Source organism: Rhodococcus sp. IEGM 1366, from assembly GCF_033142425.1.
GTDB lineage: Bacteria > Actinomycetota > Actinomycetes > Mycobacteriales > Mycobacteriaceae > Rhodococcus_F > Rhodococcus_F globerula.
The window spans coordinates 497,060-510,166 of the sequence record NZ_JAWLRZ010000008.1 but is presented as its reverse complement, the minus strand read 5'-3'; the positions used below and the strand labels follow the sequence as shown (position 1 = coordinate 510,166).

Sequence of the window (13,107 nt, the reverse complement as noted above, 5' to 3'; positions counted from 1 at the left end):
CGTGGAAGGATGGTTCCGTGGAGATTCTGAGCAGCCGAACGATATTGCGCCCCGACGACTACGAGCTGACTCTGAGCTTCTACCGAGACACCCTCGGGTTGGCTATCGCCCGTGAATACCCCGGCGGCACAGTGTTCTTCGCCGGCCAGGGGTTGATCGAGATCGCCGCACACGGCGCCGCAGGCAACGGTGGGTTCCGGGGCGCGATCTGGCTGCAGGTTCGCGATCTCACGGCCGTGCAAACGGAACTGGTGCTCGCCGGAGTCAAGATTGCCCGAGAGGCACGTCAGGAACCGTGGGGTCTGCACGAGATGTGGATCGCCGATCCAGACGGGACGCCGATCGTCATGGTGCAGATTCCGGACGATCATCCGATCCGACGCGACTCCCGAACGCCGCAGTAGTCTCCGAGCGCACGAAAATGCCCGCCACGGTTTCCGTGGCGGGCATTCTCGGTTGAAGCGGGGTTATCAGATGCGGGTGTTCAGTGCCTGTGCGATCTGATCGGTCTGGGCCTGGCCTTCGAGCAGCTGACGCACCAGCCACAACCGCAGAACCTTCGCGACGGACGCGGCGATGAACATCGCCGCCCCGATGACCGTCAACGCCAGAAACGCGATCGCCAAGATCTGGTACGACGCGATGTTGCGCAGATCCGATTCGGTGAGCGAGGAGATGTAGAGGACGAATGCGCCGACTACCCCCACGATCATCAGGATCAGGCCGCCGAACAGTGTTTTCGCGTCGCCGCCGGACTGTCCCTTGTCGAGTTTGAGGTCGGTGATGTTCTTCTTGAACTCATCACGGCGATCTTCAACTGTCGTCATCGTCATCCTCCTAGATAACTGGTAGAAAGTTCTTCTTCGATCTCATGCGGGTCACCGACCCGAGTAACGCGACCCTGCAACATCAACGCCGCCGACGTCGCGATCGGCAACACCGCCCGCGCGAACTGCTCCGCCACGAGGATGGAAATACCTTCCGCGGCAAGTGAACCCACCACGTCGTACATCTGCGAGACAATGCGAGGTGCCAGACCCATCGACAACTCGTCGAGCAGCAACACCGTCGGATGAGTTCCCAACGCCCGCGAAAGAGCGAGCATCTGCTGCTCACCGCCCGACATCGAACCCGCCAACTGAGCCCGACGCTCCCCCAAAATCGGGAAACGTGTGTACGCAACCTCTTCCAGATCCGCGAGCGAAGCTCCGGTTCCGGTGGCGATCCACAGGTTCTCCCGCACCGACAGGTTCGCGAAGATCCCGCGGCCTTCCGGGATGGAACACACACCCAACCGGGCGAGTTCGGACGCTTCGATTCCGTTGACGACCCGTCCGGCGAGTTTGAACTCCCCGCGCGTGAGCGGCAGGACACCGGAGCACACCTTCAACGTGGAGGTTTTTCCGCCGCCGTTCGGGCCGAGCAACGCGACAACAGCGCCGGGCTGCAGGACGAGGTCCACGCCGTGGAGGACTTCGATGGCCCCGTAACCGGCACGCACACCCGATAATTCGAGCAACGGCTCCGGACGCGGTGTTTCGGCCGCTGCCGGGTCGATCGTTGCTGCGGTCATACTGCTTCCTCCTCGGTGCCGATGTACGCGGCGATCACGTCCGGGTCGGTGCGGATCTTCTCCGGATCACCCGAGGCCAACACCGCTCCGTAGTCGAGTACGTGAATCGTCGAGCACACCTTCATCACCAACGGAATATCGTGCTCGACCAGACAAATTCCCAGACCCCCCGCTGCGAGGTCGGTGAGCATCTGCGCGAACACCTCCGTTTCCTGCTCCGTCTGACCCGATGCCGGCTCGTCGAGAAGCAGAATCCGCGGGTTCGTCATCAAGGCCCGCGCGACCTCGACGACTCGGGCGCGGCCGGTGGGGATGTCGGAGACATCCTTGGCCGCTACATCGCTCAGGCCGGTCAGCTCGAGCAGTCGATCCGTTTCGGCGTCGACGTCGATCTTGTTGCCGCTGTTCGCTTTGTGGATATCGCCGGCGACGCGCAGGTTGTCGCGCACCGACAACGAGACGAACAACTCGAGGCGCTGGAACGTGCGCGCCAAACCTTTGTTGGCGCGCTTGTGCGGCGCCAACTTCGTCACGTCCACACCATCGAGGAAGACCTGTCCCGACGTCGGTTTCTGCAACCCGGTGATGGTGTTGAACAGGGTGGTCTTACCGGCACCGTTCGGGCCGATCAACCCGGTCACCCTTCCCGGAGCCACCGTCAGGGACACATCCTTGACGGCCACGTGGCCACCGAAACGTACCGTGACACCGCGGGTTTCGAGCAAAGGCGTCTCAGACATGAGCGGCCAACTCCTTTTCGGATTTGACGAGGTCGATGCCGAGTTCACGGTCGAGTTCGCCGCGCACCTCGTCGCTGTACGGGACGTCGATCCCGACCTCTTCCGGGACAAGCGTCTTCTTCGCCGCCAACTCCTCCGGGGTGAGAACTGCTGCCGGCATGACCATTTCACCGATCACCGGCAACAAGAACACCACCGCGATGGTGATGGAGGCAAACCACCAGTTCCCGAGCACCCCACCCAGGGCGAGCAGATACGTCACCGCGATCACGGCGGCGCCGCCGTAGAGGACCGGCTTGGCGTTCATCAAACGGCGGTACCCTTCGACGACCTGGTGGATGGTGCCGCTGGGGTTCGCGCCGACACCGATACCGATCAACGCCGGGCTCACTGCCGCGATGTTGCCCAGCAGCAGCCACATTCCCTCGAGTTCGGGCTGCGCCGACGCGAGGTTGGTGAACGAGACCATGATGACGGCAAAACCGATGCCCGCCATCAAACCACCGAACAACGCGCCACTGACATAACCGATCCCGGCGACGACAGTGAGCATCAGCAACGACAACGAGACCATGATCGCGAAACTCTCACCCGAGACCGAGCCCATCGCGCTCGACATCAGAATGCCGCCCAATCCGGCGATGCCGGAGGAGATCATGAACACGCTCAGCTTGAGCCGCACCAACGACTGGCCGAGCATCGCCGACCCGGCGGGGCTGTCCTTCATCGCGGCGAGACGACGCCCGTAACCGCTGTTACGCAACGCGATCACTCCGACACCGAGCACGGAGAACAGTGCGGTGACGGTCATCAGGAACACCGTGTCGCTACTGAGATCGAGCGGCCCGACCTTCAGGGGCGGGATCGCGATGTTGCCGTCCTTGAACAGCGAGTACCGGATGCCGAACATCTCGTGTTCGGTGGTATCACGCAGGACCATGTTGGAGAGGAACACACCGAACGCCATCGTCGCCAAAGCCAGATACAACCCGCGCAGACGCAGCGCCGGCAACGCGACGAGACCACCGATGACGGCGGTGACAAGCACACCGACGACGATGCCCCACAGGTTCAGATGCGCCGCCAACCCGCTACCGGAGATACCGAAATGGAACGCCACGATGGTGGCGATGGCACCGAAAGAGACCGGCGCCAAGTTCAATTCACCGGCATACCCGGTCAACAACGTCAGCGAGAGCGCGATGATCGCGAACGTCATACCGATCGTCAACGTCGTGATCGCCGACGTCACCATCAGCAGACGCAGCAGATACACGATGACAATGAGCGCGACACCCCAGATGACGGCCTTGCGGACCGACGGGACGTGATACCGCTCGCGGGTACGGGTGACAGCGCCGCGCAGACGGTCCTGCGGCAGCACGATCAACACCACGAACAACGCGATCATCGGCAGGGAGACACGGAAATTCGACGTCCAACTCCAACTCGTCGGGAAGTACGCCAACACGTACGTACCGGCGAGACCGAGAACCACGGCGCCGACAAACGTGCGCGGAATACTGCGCAACCGACCGAACATCGCGGCGGCAAACGCGTCGATCACCAACAGCGTCAACATGTTCGCCTCGAGGGTGCCGCCGCTGATCGGGGTGATCAAGATACCCGCCAACACCGCCAACGTCGATCCCATCGCCCACGACAACGCCGCCAAGCGTTCCGGGTTATGACCGTTCAGACGCAACAAATCCGGATCGTCGACGACACCGCGCATCGCGACACCGGCGCGGGTTTTGGTGAACAGGATCCGCAGACCCACCGCGATACCGATCGCGACCAAAATGCAGATCAACTCGTGGTAACGGATGCTCGCACCGAACACCGTGATCTTGGACTGATCACCGAAGAACATCTGCATCGTGCGCGCCGTCTCCGGATGCCAGAACCAATGCGAGATCGAGAGCATACCCAGCAGGATCGACACCGTGACAACAATTTTGGTGACCTCCGCCGTATCGCGCAGACCCTTCATGATGAACACATACAGGCCCAGCCCCATCAACGGGCCGACCACAACCAAAGAAATCAACAGCGCAACCACGGTCGGGAGTTCCCAGCCGTACCGCAACTGCCAGTAGATGAACGCGCCGAGCATCGCCTGAGCGCCGTGCGCGAAATTGAAAATTCCGGACGTGTTGTACGTGAGCACCAACCCGGAAGCGGCGATCGCATACACCGATCCCAGGACCAACCCCAGGATCGTGAAAGTGACAAAAGTGTTCATAACTGAACCCTCGTTAGGGGAGGAAAGGTGGCGCGCTGCGCGCATACGCGGAGCGCGCCACCTTCCTCAGGTGGATCAGGACTGCGGCTTGATCACATTCGCGTTCTGGTACTTCGTGGAGATGCGATCGGCATCCAGATCGGTGCCCCACGTGCTCTTGTCCGTGGCAACCATGTACTTCGGGTCGCACTTGAACTCGCCTGCCGTCGTCGGGAACGCCTGTGAGTACTCGGCGCCCTTCAGTGACGTCATGAGGCCGCAGGTGGCCGGCATGTTCTTGCCCGGATCGGTAGCGGCATGCAATCCGCCGCCGTCCCAGTCGTCGATCTTCGACAGTTCGTTGACCATGCACTGGCGCGTCAGATCGCTGCCGCACTCATCCGCAGCGGTGGCCCACAGCAGGAACGACGATGCAGCCTGCATACCGAGAAGTGCCGTCTTGCCGCCCTGCTCGTTGACCAGGTCGACGTACTTCTTGACAGCGGGAACCTTGTCCGCGTTCTCGAGCATCTGGAAGGTCATGCCGGCGTTCAGGTTGTCGAGCAGGCCGGTGTCCTTGTTCCAGGACGCGATGGACTCGCCGTACCAGGTGGCCTCACCGAAGAAGATCGGATCGATCCCGACCTGATCGAGAGACTTGACGAAGTTCAGCTCGGCCGGGCTGGCCGAACGCGAGGTCCAGATGCCCTTGGCACCGCATTCCTTGAACTTCTCGGCAAACGGCACATAGCTGGATTCGCCCTCGTAGTTGAGGGTCACGCCGCAGTCCTTGAGCTTGAAGCCCGCAGCCTGGGCGATGGACCGAATCTTGTTGGTGGAGGTGATGATCGTCGGCATCGTGCTGTTGACGACGTCGAAGTCGTTCAGCAGGTCCGGATGCATCTCGGCCATCTGGAACCACTGCGAACCGTTGGCGTAGTCGACGGGGAACGGGACACCCTGGAACGTCATCGGTCCGTTGGCGGCGTCGGGCGACACCGTGAATCCGGGAACGGCAACCATGTTGCAGGCCACACGGGTCTGCTCTGCTGTCTGGTCCATTGCAAATCCGTGGCCGACCATCATGAACTGGCTGGCGCAGGCTTCCTGCATGACCGAGTTGGCCTGCGTCATCGCCGCGTCGTAGTCGGTGCCGACAACCTTGCGGCCGTTGATGCCGCCCTGATCGTTGCACCACGAGATGAGGGCGTTGACCGCGTCACTCATCTCCTTGTTGAGGCCTGGCGACTTCACGTAGCCGCGGTCGTCGCCGAAGCCGATCTTGATCTCGGTGTCGCTGACACCCTGATCCGTCGCGCCCTTCGCATCTCCGTCGCCGCACGGCGAATCCAGGGTTCCGAACTTGGCATCGGAACTCTTCGACGCAACGTCGGCCGTCGCAACGGATGCACCGTTCGACGTTGCCGACGGGTCGTCACCGCGGTCGCCTGCACAGGCAGAGACCAATGCAGCAGTTGCGGCCAGTGCCACAACCAGCTTCGCGGTCTTGTTGGGCTTCACTTCGAAACTCTCCTTCTCACACACGTGCGCTGCCGAACAGCGCGCTCAGTGCCGTAGGTAATCAGCGATCAAAACGCGACGAATGTGCTTTCCCGGTCAGTGAGACGGAAAAGTGAAACGCAACACAAGAGTTCGGAGCAGTGTCACTGAACACGCCCTCAGCTGCGGTAGCGCAGCCCACGCGCCCGCCTCTACCTCATGTCACGGAAGGTCACATCTCGTTGGCTGTACATTTACGCGTTCGATACGCACAATTCACGTTGTGACCGCAGAGCTCGTAATCCTCCTGGTGGTAGTTGTCACCGCCCTCGCGTTCGATTTCACGAACGGATTTCACGACACAGGCAATGCAATGGCCACATCCATTGCCACCGGCGCACTCAAACCGAAGGTCGCGGTCACACTCTCCGCAATCCTGAACTTGGTTGGTGCCTTCCTGTCCGTCGAGGTTGCGGCGACGGTCGCCAAAGGCGTCGTCAACCTGGGCGCGGTCAGCGGACAGGACCTTCTTCTGATCGTTTTTGCCGGTCTGGTCGGCGGCATCATCTGGAACTTGGCGACGTGGTTGCTCGGCCTCCCGTCGAGTTCGTCCCACGCGCTGTTCGGCGGTCTGATCGGCGCGGCGATCGCGTCCATCGGAATGGGCGGCGTCGAGTGGGGTGGCGTACTCACCAAGGTTGTCGTTCCGGCACTCCTGGCCCCCGTGGTGGCGGCACTGGTTGCCGGCGTCGGCACCAAGCTCGTCTACCGGATCACCGCGTCCGTCAAGGAAGACGAGCGTGAGCGCGGATTCCGTTTCGGTCAGATCGGCACCGCTTCACTGATCTCCCTTGCGCACGGCACCAATGACGCCCAGAAGACAATGGGCGTCATCTTTTTGGCCTTGGTGGCTCACGGATCCATCACCGCCGAGACGGAGATGCCGTTCTGGGTCAAGTTCACGTGTGCCGTCGCAATTGCGTTGGGTACCTACCTCGGCGGATGGCGAATCATCCGCACACTCGGCAAGGGTCTCGTCGAGATTTCCGCACCTCAGGGACTAGCTGCCGAAGCATCCTCGGCCGCAATCATTCTTACGTCGAGCCACCTCGGACTCCCGCTGTCCACGACTCACGTTGCCACCGGATCCATCCTCGGCACCGGCCTCGGCCGCAAGGGCGCCGAAGTTCGCTGGGGCGTCGCCGGACGCATGGGTGCCGCGTGGCTGATCACTCTCCCGTCGGCCGCAATCGTCGGCGCGATCTGCTGGGCCATCGCACATTTCATCGGCGGACTCGCCGGTGTTCTGGTCGTCTTCGCCGCACTGATCTCGTTTGCGATCTTCATGTACGTGCGTTCGCGTAAAGAACCTGTCGACGCGGCCAACGTGACCGCTGAGTGGGACGAGAATCAAGCTGTGCCCGTCGCAGATCCGACACCGACCCCCGAGACCACCCACAACTCCTGAAGGGCAGACGAGAATGCATCTCCTCACCGACACTCTCGAATCACTCTGGCAGGTAGTTGCCGTCGGCCTGCTCTTCGGCGCCGGATTGCCCGCGATCTTTGCGCTCGGCCTCAAATCGCTGAGTCTGCAGAACGCCGACGGCTCCGACGGGCCCACTCCACTCGGCAAAGCCGGAGCCTATCTGTGCTTTGCCGTCGTGCTGATCACGATCTTCGCTGGGATACTGCTGCTGATGAAGAACTTCCTGGCCAGCACGTTCGGAATCAACGTCTTCTGAATCCGGCGCAAGGGCGATCCGACTCCACCACCGAAACGAAAAAGAGGCCGAGGATTTGAGCAAGTATTCATTGCGCAGCGTGCTCGACTGGCTGCGGGCGGGATACCCCGAAGGAATCCCGGACAAAGATCATTTTGCGCTGCTCGCCGTATTGCGTCGACGCCTGACCGACGAGGAAATCGAACAGGTCGTCGCGATGTCCATCGAATCCGCGCACGAAGTTCCGGATCGGCACGTCGACTACGACACGCTCCGGGCGATCATCGAGGGGATCCTCCACGAGGAATCCTCCGAAGAGGACGTCGAACGTGTGACTGCGCGTCTGCGCGCAGGCGGGTGGCCCGTCACCGACGACAACGCCGAACATGAAGTTCGAGATGTGAGCTGACGTCATGGCCCTTCCGCCCTTCCTCACCTCGATAGTCGGTTGGTTGCGGGCCGGCTATCCCAACGGCGTTCCCGAACAGGACTACATTCCGTTGTTTGCTCTGCTGACGCGTCGACTCTCGGAAACGGAAGTCGACGCGGTTGCCGACGCGTTGATCGAAGACGGTGATCTCCCGATCGAGAAGACCGACATCCAGGTCCTGATCACCAAGATCACCAACGAGATGCCGCTGGAGACCGACGTCGATCGTGTCCGCAGTCATCTTGCTACCGGCGGTTGGCCGCTGGCCGGACCCGACGTTCGACGATGAATACCCTCGAAGCACTACCGATTCCGCAGGGCGCGTCCGTCTTCGAAGTCTTGCCGCACATCGCCCGGATACTCGACGGCACAGGCCCCGCCGTTCTCCCTGTCCCGGCCGCTGATTCGCGCGAGAGAGCCAGGCTCTCCGACGCTCTGCATCCCGGCGAACCCATCGACGACGGCATTGCCCTGGTTGTGGCGACATCGGGAACCACCGGGACTCCGAAGGGAGCGATGCTGCGCGCCGACGCACTACGCGCGAGCGGCGAGGCCACCCACGAGTACCTCGGCGGGCCCGGTTCCTGGCTACTCGTCCTTCCGCCGCACCACATCGCGGGCATGCAGGTTCTGCTGCGCAGCGCTCTCGCCGGAACAGAACCCGTTGTCGTCGACGTCAGCTCGGGTTTTGATCCCGCCGCGCTTCCCGCTGCGGTTGCCGCGATGAGTGGCCCGCGAAAGTACACGTCGATGGTCCCGACACAGTTGGTCAAAGCGCTGTCAGATCCCAGTGCTGTCGACGCGCTTGCCTCCCTCGACGCCGTACTGCTCGGTGGAGCCGCAACTCCCGCACCGGTTCTCGAGCAAGCCACCGCGGCGGGCATCGAAGTTGTGCGAACCTACGGCATGAGCGAAACCGCCGGCGGATGCGTGTACGACGGAATCCCGTTGTCCGGGGCAAAGATTCGCATCGACGGCGGCCGGGTGCTGCTGGGCGGGCCGATGCTCGCGTCCGGGTATCGGGGGCTCCCGGATCACCCGGCCTTTTCCGAGCCCGGCTGGTTTCGCACCGACGACGCCGGATCGGTAGTCGACGGCGTACTGCGCATCAGCGGACGCCTCGACGAAGCGATCTCCACCGGCGGACTGACAGTGGTGCCGCAGGTCGTCGAAGCCGCACTCGCTGATCATCCCGCTGTTCGGGAGTGCGCTGTCATCGGCGTCGCCGATCCGCGCCTCGGCCAACGGGTAGTGGTGTGCGTTGTACCCGAAGGCGCACCCCCGACGCTCGAGGAATTGCGCGCCCACGCTCAGCGCACTCTCGATGTGACCGCAGCGCCGCGCGAGCTGTTCGTCGTGGACGCACTCCCCCTCCGTGGCCCAGGCAAACTCGACCGGGCGGCTCTGGTGGCCAGGTTCGGCTGAAGCTCTGCGCGCTGGAAGCCTATTGCTCTGTGCTCGTTGGACCCTGCGCCAGATAGGCACGTTGCACGGCGTCGAGGTCCGCACCGATCTCTGCTGCGGTGCCTTCCATCATCACTGCGCCTCGGCGCAGGACGTACACCCGATCCGCTACCGCGAGCACCTGCCGCACGTGTTGTTCGACGAGGAGTACACCGAGACCCTGGCGGTCCGCGGCCTCCCGCACCACGGCGAGTAGGCGCTGCACGATCTGCGGCGCAAGCCCAAGCGACAGTTCGTCGGCCAGCAGGAGACGAGGTTCCCGGGCCAGCGCTCTGGCCAGCGTCAGCATCTGTTGTTCACCACCTGACAGTAGGCCTGCCGGACGCTTCAGGAGAGCGCGCAACTCGGGGAATATCGCGCAGGCGGCGTCTGCGGATACACCTGCCAGGCGGAGGTTCTCGGCCCCGGTCAGGCCCATGATCACGGACCGTTCCTCGGTCACGTAGCTCAGACCGCGACGCGCCAACGACGACAGGGACGAACGCCGACTGGAGCCGAGTACCGAGATCTCGCCCGATATCGGGGCAAGTTCTCCGGCCACGGTGAGCATGGTGGTGGACTTGCCGGCGCCGTTGGCGCCGATAAGTGCCACCACCTCCCCCGATCGCACCGTGATGTCGAGGTCACGGCAGACCACCGCCCCCGCGTAACCCGCACTCAGGCCACGGCATTCGAGGACAACGTCCGCCGCCACCGTCTTCTCACTGGTGCTTGTCATCGTGTTGCCTCCGTTGTCGTCTCGATGTCGGTACCCAGATAGGCGTCGCGGACAGCCGGGCTGGAGGCAATCTCGTCCGGTGTTCCGGACGCGATCACCCGGCCGGCTTCGAGCACCACAATCCGATCGCACGTGGACATCACGAGTCCCATGTCGTGTTCGACGAGAAGCACCCCCGCGCCGCGTTGTACGGCCAAGTGCCGGATGGCAACTGCGAGTTCACGGCTCTCGGCGTCGTCCAGTCCGGCTGCCGGCTCGTCGAGCAGGATGACGGACGGTGCGGAGGCAACCGCTCGGGCGATGCCCACCAGCCGTCGCCGACCGTACGACAGTTCGCCCGGTAACTTGTCCAGATCGTTCTCCAACTCGAAGTCCCGCACAACCGTCGACGCACTCGGTGAGAGTGGATGACGGCCGGGGCGAATCAGGTCGGTAACCCATGTGCGCCAAGTCGATTCGTCGGCGCCGGCATGGATGTTCTCCCCGACGGTGACGTCCTCGAACAGCTCGAGCGACTGGAAGGAGCGGCGGAGCCCACCTTTGGACCTGCGCGCAGTGGACCACCCGGTGATGTTGTTGTCCCCCAGGGTGAGTTGCCCCGCCGCTGGGCTGACAAATCCGGTGATCGCGTCGATCACCGTGGTCTTCCCGGCCCCGTTGGGTCCGATCAGACCTACCACTTGCCCCGGCACAACATCGAGGTCGACACCGTCGACGGCGACCACGCCGCCGAATCGCACCGTCAATCCCCGTACGATCAATGGCGTCGGGGTTACCGAACCAGTTGGCGATTCATCCGAAAGTTGATGACCACGGCCCTTTTTGCGGGTGCCGAGCGTGCTCAGCCCTGGAACCGACCGAAGCCCGCGCGAAATCATGTCGGCGATACCGTTCTGGTTGGTGAGCAGAGTGACAATGAGGATCACACCGCCGAGCAGTGCGGCCAGAGCCAAGCCCGAGAGCAGTCGGCTGAACAGCGCTCCCGGCGCCATCACCGCACCGATGACGCTACCCAGTACAAAGCCGAGGCCGCCGGTCACCGTCTGGACTACGGCATTGATCGACGCGAACACGTTGAACTCGAGATAGGTGACCGCGGTGTTGCGTAGACCGAGCAGAATCCCTGCCACAGCAGCCAAACCGGCCGCAAACGCAAACGCGTAGATCTTGACCGCGAACACGCTGATCCCGAGCGACGCCGCGGCACGCTCGTTGGTCCGCACAGCGATCAGCCGTCTGCCGGTGCGCGAGCGTCGCAAATTCGCGACCATCAGTGCACACAGCACCAGCGCTACGAGGCACAGCAGAGCCCACCGCTCGGGGTAACGCGTTGGCGTCACCTCCAGCCCGAACAGGCTCAGCTGGTTGATCTTCACCGAACCCTCGAGCTTGTCGCCGGTGAAGGTCGGATTGTTGAACACCATCTCCTGGATGGTGAACCCGAGCCCCAGTGTGACAACCGCCAGATTCACACCCCGCGTTCGCAACGCCGGCAGCGCGAACACCACCCCGATCACAATCACCGCCACCACGCTCACCAGCGCCGCCGGCACCAGTGGCCAACCGGCCTGCCCGACGAGCCGCGCGGCGAACAGCGCACCAAGGCCACCGACGGTGTACTGGGCGAGCGAGAGCTGGCCGGCAAAACCCGTCAGGACCACGATCGAGAGCAGGAACACCGCCGCAGCCAGAGTCAGCGTCAAGGACCGCAGCCAGTCGCCACCGGCCGCAATAATGCCGACAGCCACCAGAACTCCGAGTATGACACCTGCCCAACGGATCTCGCCTGATCCGAGTTTGGGCAGCCGCTCGGAAACATGACTGCGCAGCGGCAACCCCTTCCCCCGCACAACGAGCACCACCAGGATCACCGCGAACGGCACTGCCCGATTGACGCCGGTGAGCGTCTCCATCCCGAGGAGATCCCGCAGGCCGTCCTGATACAGGACGACCAGGCTCTCACCCACACCCAGCAACAATCCGCCGAGCAGAGTGAGTGGGAAGGAGCGGAAACCACCGAGCAAAGCCGCGGCAAGCGCCGAGACCGTCACGATCACCACAAACGCCGACGGAGTGAGCCCGGTCAAGGGCGCCACCAGGATTCCCGCGCCGCCGGCGAGCGCTCCGCCAACGGTCCAGGTCAACGTTGCCAGACGCTGCGGAGACCAGCCGAGCGCAGCGGCCGCTCGCTCGTGCTCGGCGGCCGCGGTAATGGCCAAGCCCACCCGGGTGAACGTGGTCCAGGCCCACAGCGCCGCCGTCGACAGCACCGCGATACCCAGCAGGATCATCCGATCCTGCTGTACCACAACACCTCCCCAGTGATACGCGTCGTCGGGCAGGAAGGCACGCACCCGGATCGGGGTGCTGCCGTAGTACTGCTGCACCCCGGCCTGCAGGATCACCATCAAGCCGAGGGTGGCGGCCAGCCGGACGATCGGCGCAGCATTGGTGAGCCACCGCAACACCAGCAGCTGAAATGCCAGTCCGATCAGTCCAGCCACTACCGTTGCCACGAGGAAAGCCGGAACCAGGCCCCAATCATGATCGCGCTGAAGGGTTTCCAAACTGAAGTAGGCCCCCACCATGGCGATCGCGCCTTGCGCGAAGTTCACCACCCCGGAACCGCGATAAACCAGCACGATGCCCTGCGCCAGGAGCGCGTAGGCAGAGCCCGCCCCCAGGCCGAGAATCGCAAACTGTAGGAACTCAGTCATTCGTCAATCTCCAGGGT

Annotated in this window: 13 protein-coding genes; 6 read left to right on the top strand and 7 right to left on the bottom strand. The window is 63.2% G+C overall.

Annotated features, from left to right (window positions below; translation table 11 throughout):
• Window positions 1-17: 17 nt before the first annotated feature.
• On the top strand, window positions 18-404 hold the full coding sequence (locus tag R4P64_RS25970; RefSeq protein ID WP_033236479.1) for a VOC family protein: 387 nt from the start codon (window positions 18-20) through the stop codon (window positions 402-404).
• 66 nt (window positions 405-470) lie between these two features.
• On the opposite strand, the gene R4P64_RS25965 is transcribed toward R4P64_RS25970, so the two are convergent.
• The 5 genes from R4P64_RS25965 to R4P64_RS25945 all read right to left on the bottom strand — a co-directional run bounded on the left by R4P64_RS25965 (window position 471) and on the right by R4P64_RS25945 (window position 6,058).
• A complete protein-coding gene (locus tag R4P64_RS25965; protein ID WP_172936292.1) occupies window positions 471-833 on the bottom strand; it encodes a hypothetical protein in 363 nt (120 codons plus the stop codon).
• Window positions 830-1,573, bottom strand: a complete 744-nt coding sequence (locus R4P64_RS25960; RefSeq protein WP_317823230.1) for an ABC transporter ATP-binding protein — start codon at window positions 1,571-1,573, stop codon at window positions 830-832. The genes R4P64_RS25965 and R4P64_RS25960 overlap by 4 nt, the downstream gene beginning before the upstream one ends.
• Window positions 1,570-2,313, bottom strand: coding sequence for an ABC transporter ATP-binding protein (locus tag R4P64_RS25955; RefSeq protein WP_317823229.1), 744 nt, complete (start codon window positions 2,311-2,313; stop codon window positions 1,570-1,572). Before R4P64_RS25955 ends, R4P64_RS25960 begins: the two co-directional genes overlap by 4 nt.
• Window positions 2,306-4,558: an ABC transporter permease gene (locus R4P64_RS25950; protein ID WP_317823228.1), complete on the bottom strand. Its 2,253-nt coding sequence runs from the start codon at window positions 4,556-4,558 to the stop codon at window positions 2,306-2,308. The genes R4P64_RS25955 and R4P64_RS25950 overlap by 8 nt, the downstream gene beginning before the upstream one ends.
• 75 nt (window positions 4,559-4,633) lie before the next feature.
• Window positions 4,634-6,058, bottom strand: coding sequence for an ABC transporter substrate-binding protein (locus R4P64_RS25945; protein ID WP_317823227.1), 1,425 nt, complete (start codon window positions 6,056-6,058; stop codon window positions 4,634-4,636).
• A gap of 262 nt (window positions 6,059-6,320) precedes the next feature.
• Here R4P64_RS25945 and R4P64_RS25940 point away from each other — a divergent pair, with 262 nt between their 5' ends.
• From R4P64_RS25940 to menE, 5 genes are read left to right on the top strand one after another with little or no spacing between them, the layout of a single operon-like run.
• Window positions 6,321-7,505, top strand: a complete 1,185-nt coding sequence (locus R4P64_RS25940; RefSeq protein WP_317823226.1) for an inorganic phosphate transporter — start codon at window positions 6,321-6,323, stop codon at window positions 7,503-7,505.
• Window positions 7,506-7,518: 13 nt separating this feature from the next.
• A complete protein-coding gene (locus R4P64_RS25935) occupies window positions 7,519-7,782 on the top strand; it encodes a hypothetical protein (RefSeq protein WP_033235448.1) in 264 nt (87 codons plus the stop codon).
• A gap of 55 nt (window positions 7,783-7,837) precedes the next feature.
• A complete protein-coding gene (locus R4P64_RS25930; protein ID WP_092801994.1) occupies window positions 7,838-8,170 on the top strand; it encodes a DUF3349 domain-containing protein in 333 nt (110 codons plus the stop codon).
• 4 nt (window positions 8,171-8,174) lie between these two features.
• Window positions 8,175-8,480 carry a DUF3349 domain-containing protein gene (locus R4P64_RS25925; RefSeq protein ID WP_092801997.1) on the top strand — a complete coding sequence of 102 codons (306 nt, stop codon included), beginning with the start codon at window positions 8,175-8,177 and terminating at the stop codon, window positions 8,478-8,480.
• On the top strand, window positions 8,477-9,616 hold the full coding sequence (gene menE / locus R4P64_RS25920) for an o-succinylbenzoate--CoA ligase (RefSeq protein WP_317823225.1): 1,140 nt from the start codon (window positions 8,477-8,479) through the stop codon (window positions 9,614-9,616). The genes R4P64_RS25925 and menE overlap by 4 nt, the downstream gene beginning before the upstream one ends.
• A 19-nt stretch (window positions 9,617-9,635) precedes the next feature.
• On the opposite strand, the gene R4P64_RS25915 is transcribed toward menE, so the two are convergent.
• Window positions 9,636-10,373 (bottom strand): ABC transporter ATP-binding protein, encoded by a 738-nt coding sequence (locus R4P64_RS25915; protein ID WP_051730611.1) that lies wholly within the window; start codon window positions 10,371-10,373, stop codon window positions 9,636-9,638.
• Window positions 10,370-13,090, bottom strand: coding sequence for an ABC transporter permease subunit (locus tag R4P64_RS25910; RefSeq protein ID WP_317823224.1), 2,721 nt, complete (start codon window positions 13,088-13,090; stop codon window positions 10,370-10,372). Before R4P64_RS25910 ends, R4P64_RS25915 begins: the two co-directional genes overlap by 4 nt.
• Window positions 13,091-13,107 lie beyond the last annotated feature (17 nt).

Bases quoted from the DNA above. Each gene is read 5' to 3' on its own strand.
- R4P64_RS25965 (WP_172936292.1), bottom strand. From the start codon at position 833: ATGACGATGACGACAGTTGAAGATCGCCGTGATGAGTTCAAGAAGAAC.
- R4P64_RS25960 (WP_317823230.1), bottom strand. From the start codon at position 1,573: ATGACCGCAGCAACGATCGACCCGGCAGCGGCCGAAACACCGCGTCCG.
- R4P64_RS25955 (WP_317823229.1), bottom strand. From the start codon at position 2,313: ATGTCTGAGACGCCTTTGCTCGAAACCCGCGGTGTCACGGTACGTTTC.
- R4P64_RS25950 (WP_317823228.1), bottom strand. From the start codon at position 4,558: ATGAACACTTTTGTCACTTTCACGATCCTGGGGTTGGTCCTGGGATCG.
- R4P64_RS25935 (WP_033235448.1), top strand. From the start codon at position 7,519: ATGCATCTCCTCACCGACACTCTCGAATCACTCTGGCAGGTAGTTGCC.
- R4P64_RS25925 (WP_092801997.1), top strand. From the start codon at position 8,175: ATGGCCCTTCCGCCCTTCCTCACCTCGATAGTCGGTTGGTTGCGGGCC.
- menE (WP_317823225.1), top strand. From the start codon at position 8,477: ATGAATACCCTCGAAGCACTACCGATTCCGCAGGGCGCGTCCGTCTTC.
- R4P64_RS25915 (WP_051730611.1), bottom strand. From the start codon at position 10,373: ATGACAAGCACCAGTGAGAAGACGGTGGCGGCGGACGTTGTCCTCGAA.
- R4P64_RS25910 (WP_317823224.1), bottom strand. From the start codon at position 13,090: ATGACTGAGTTCCTACAGTTTGCGATTCTCGGCCTGGGGGCGGGCTCT.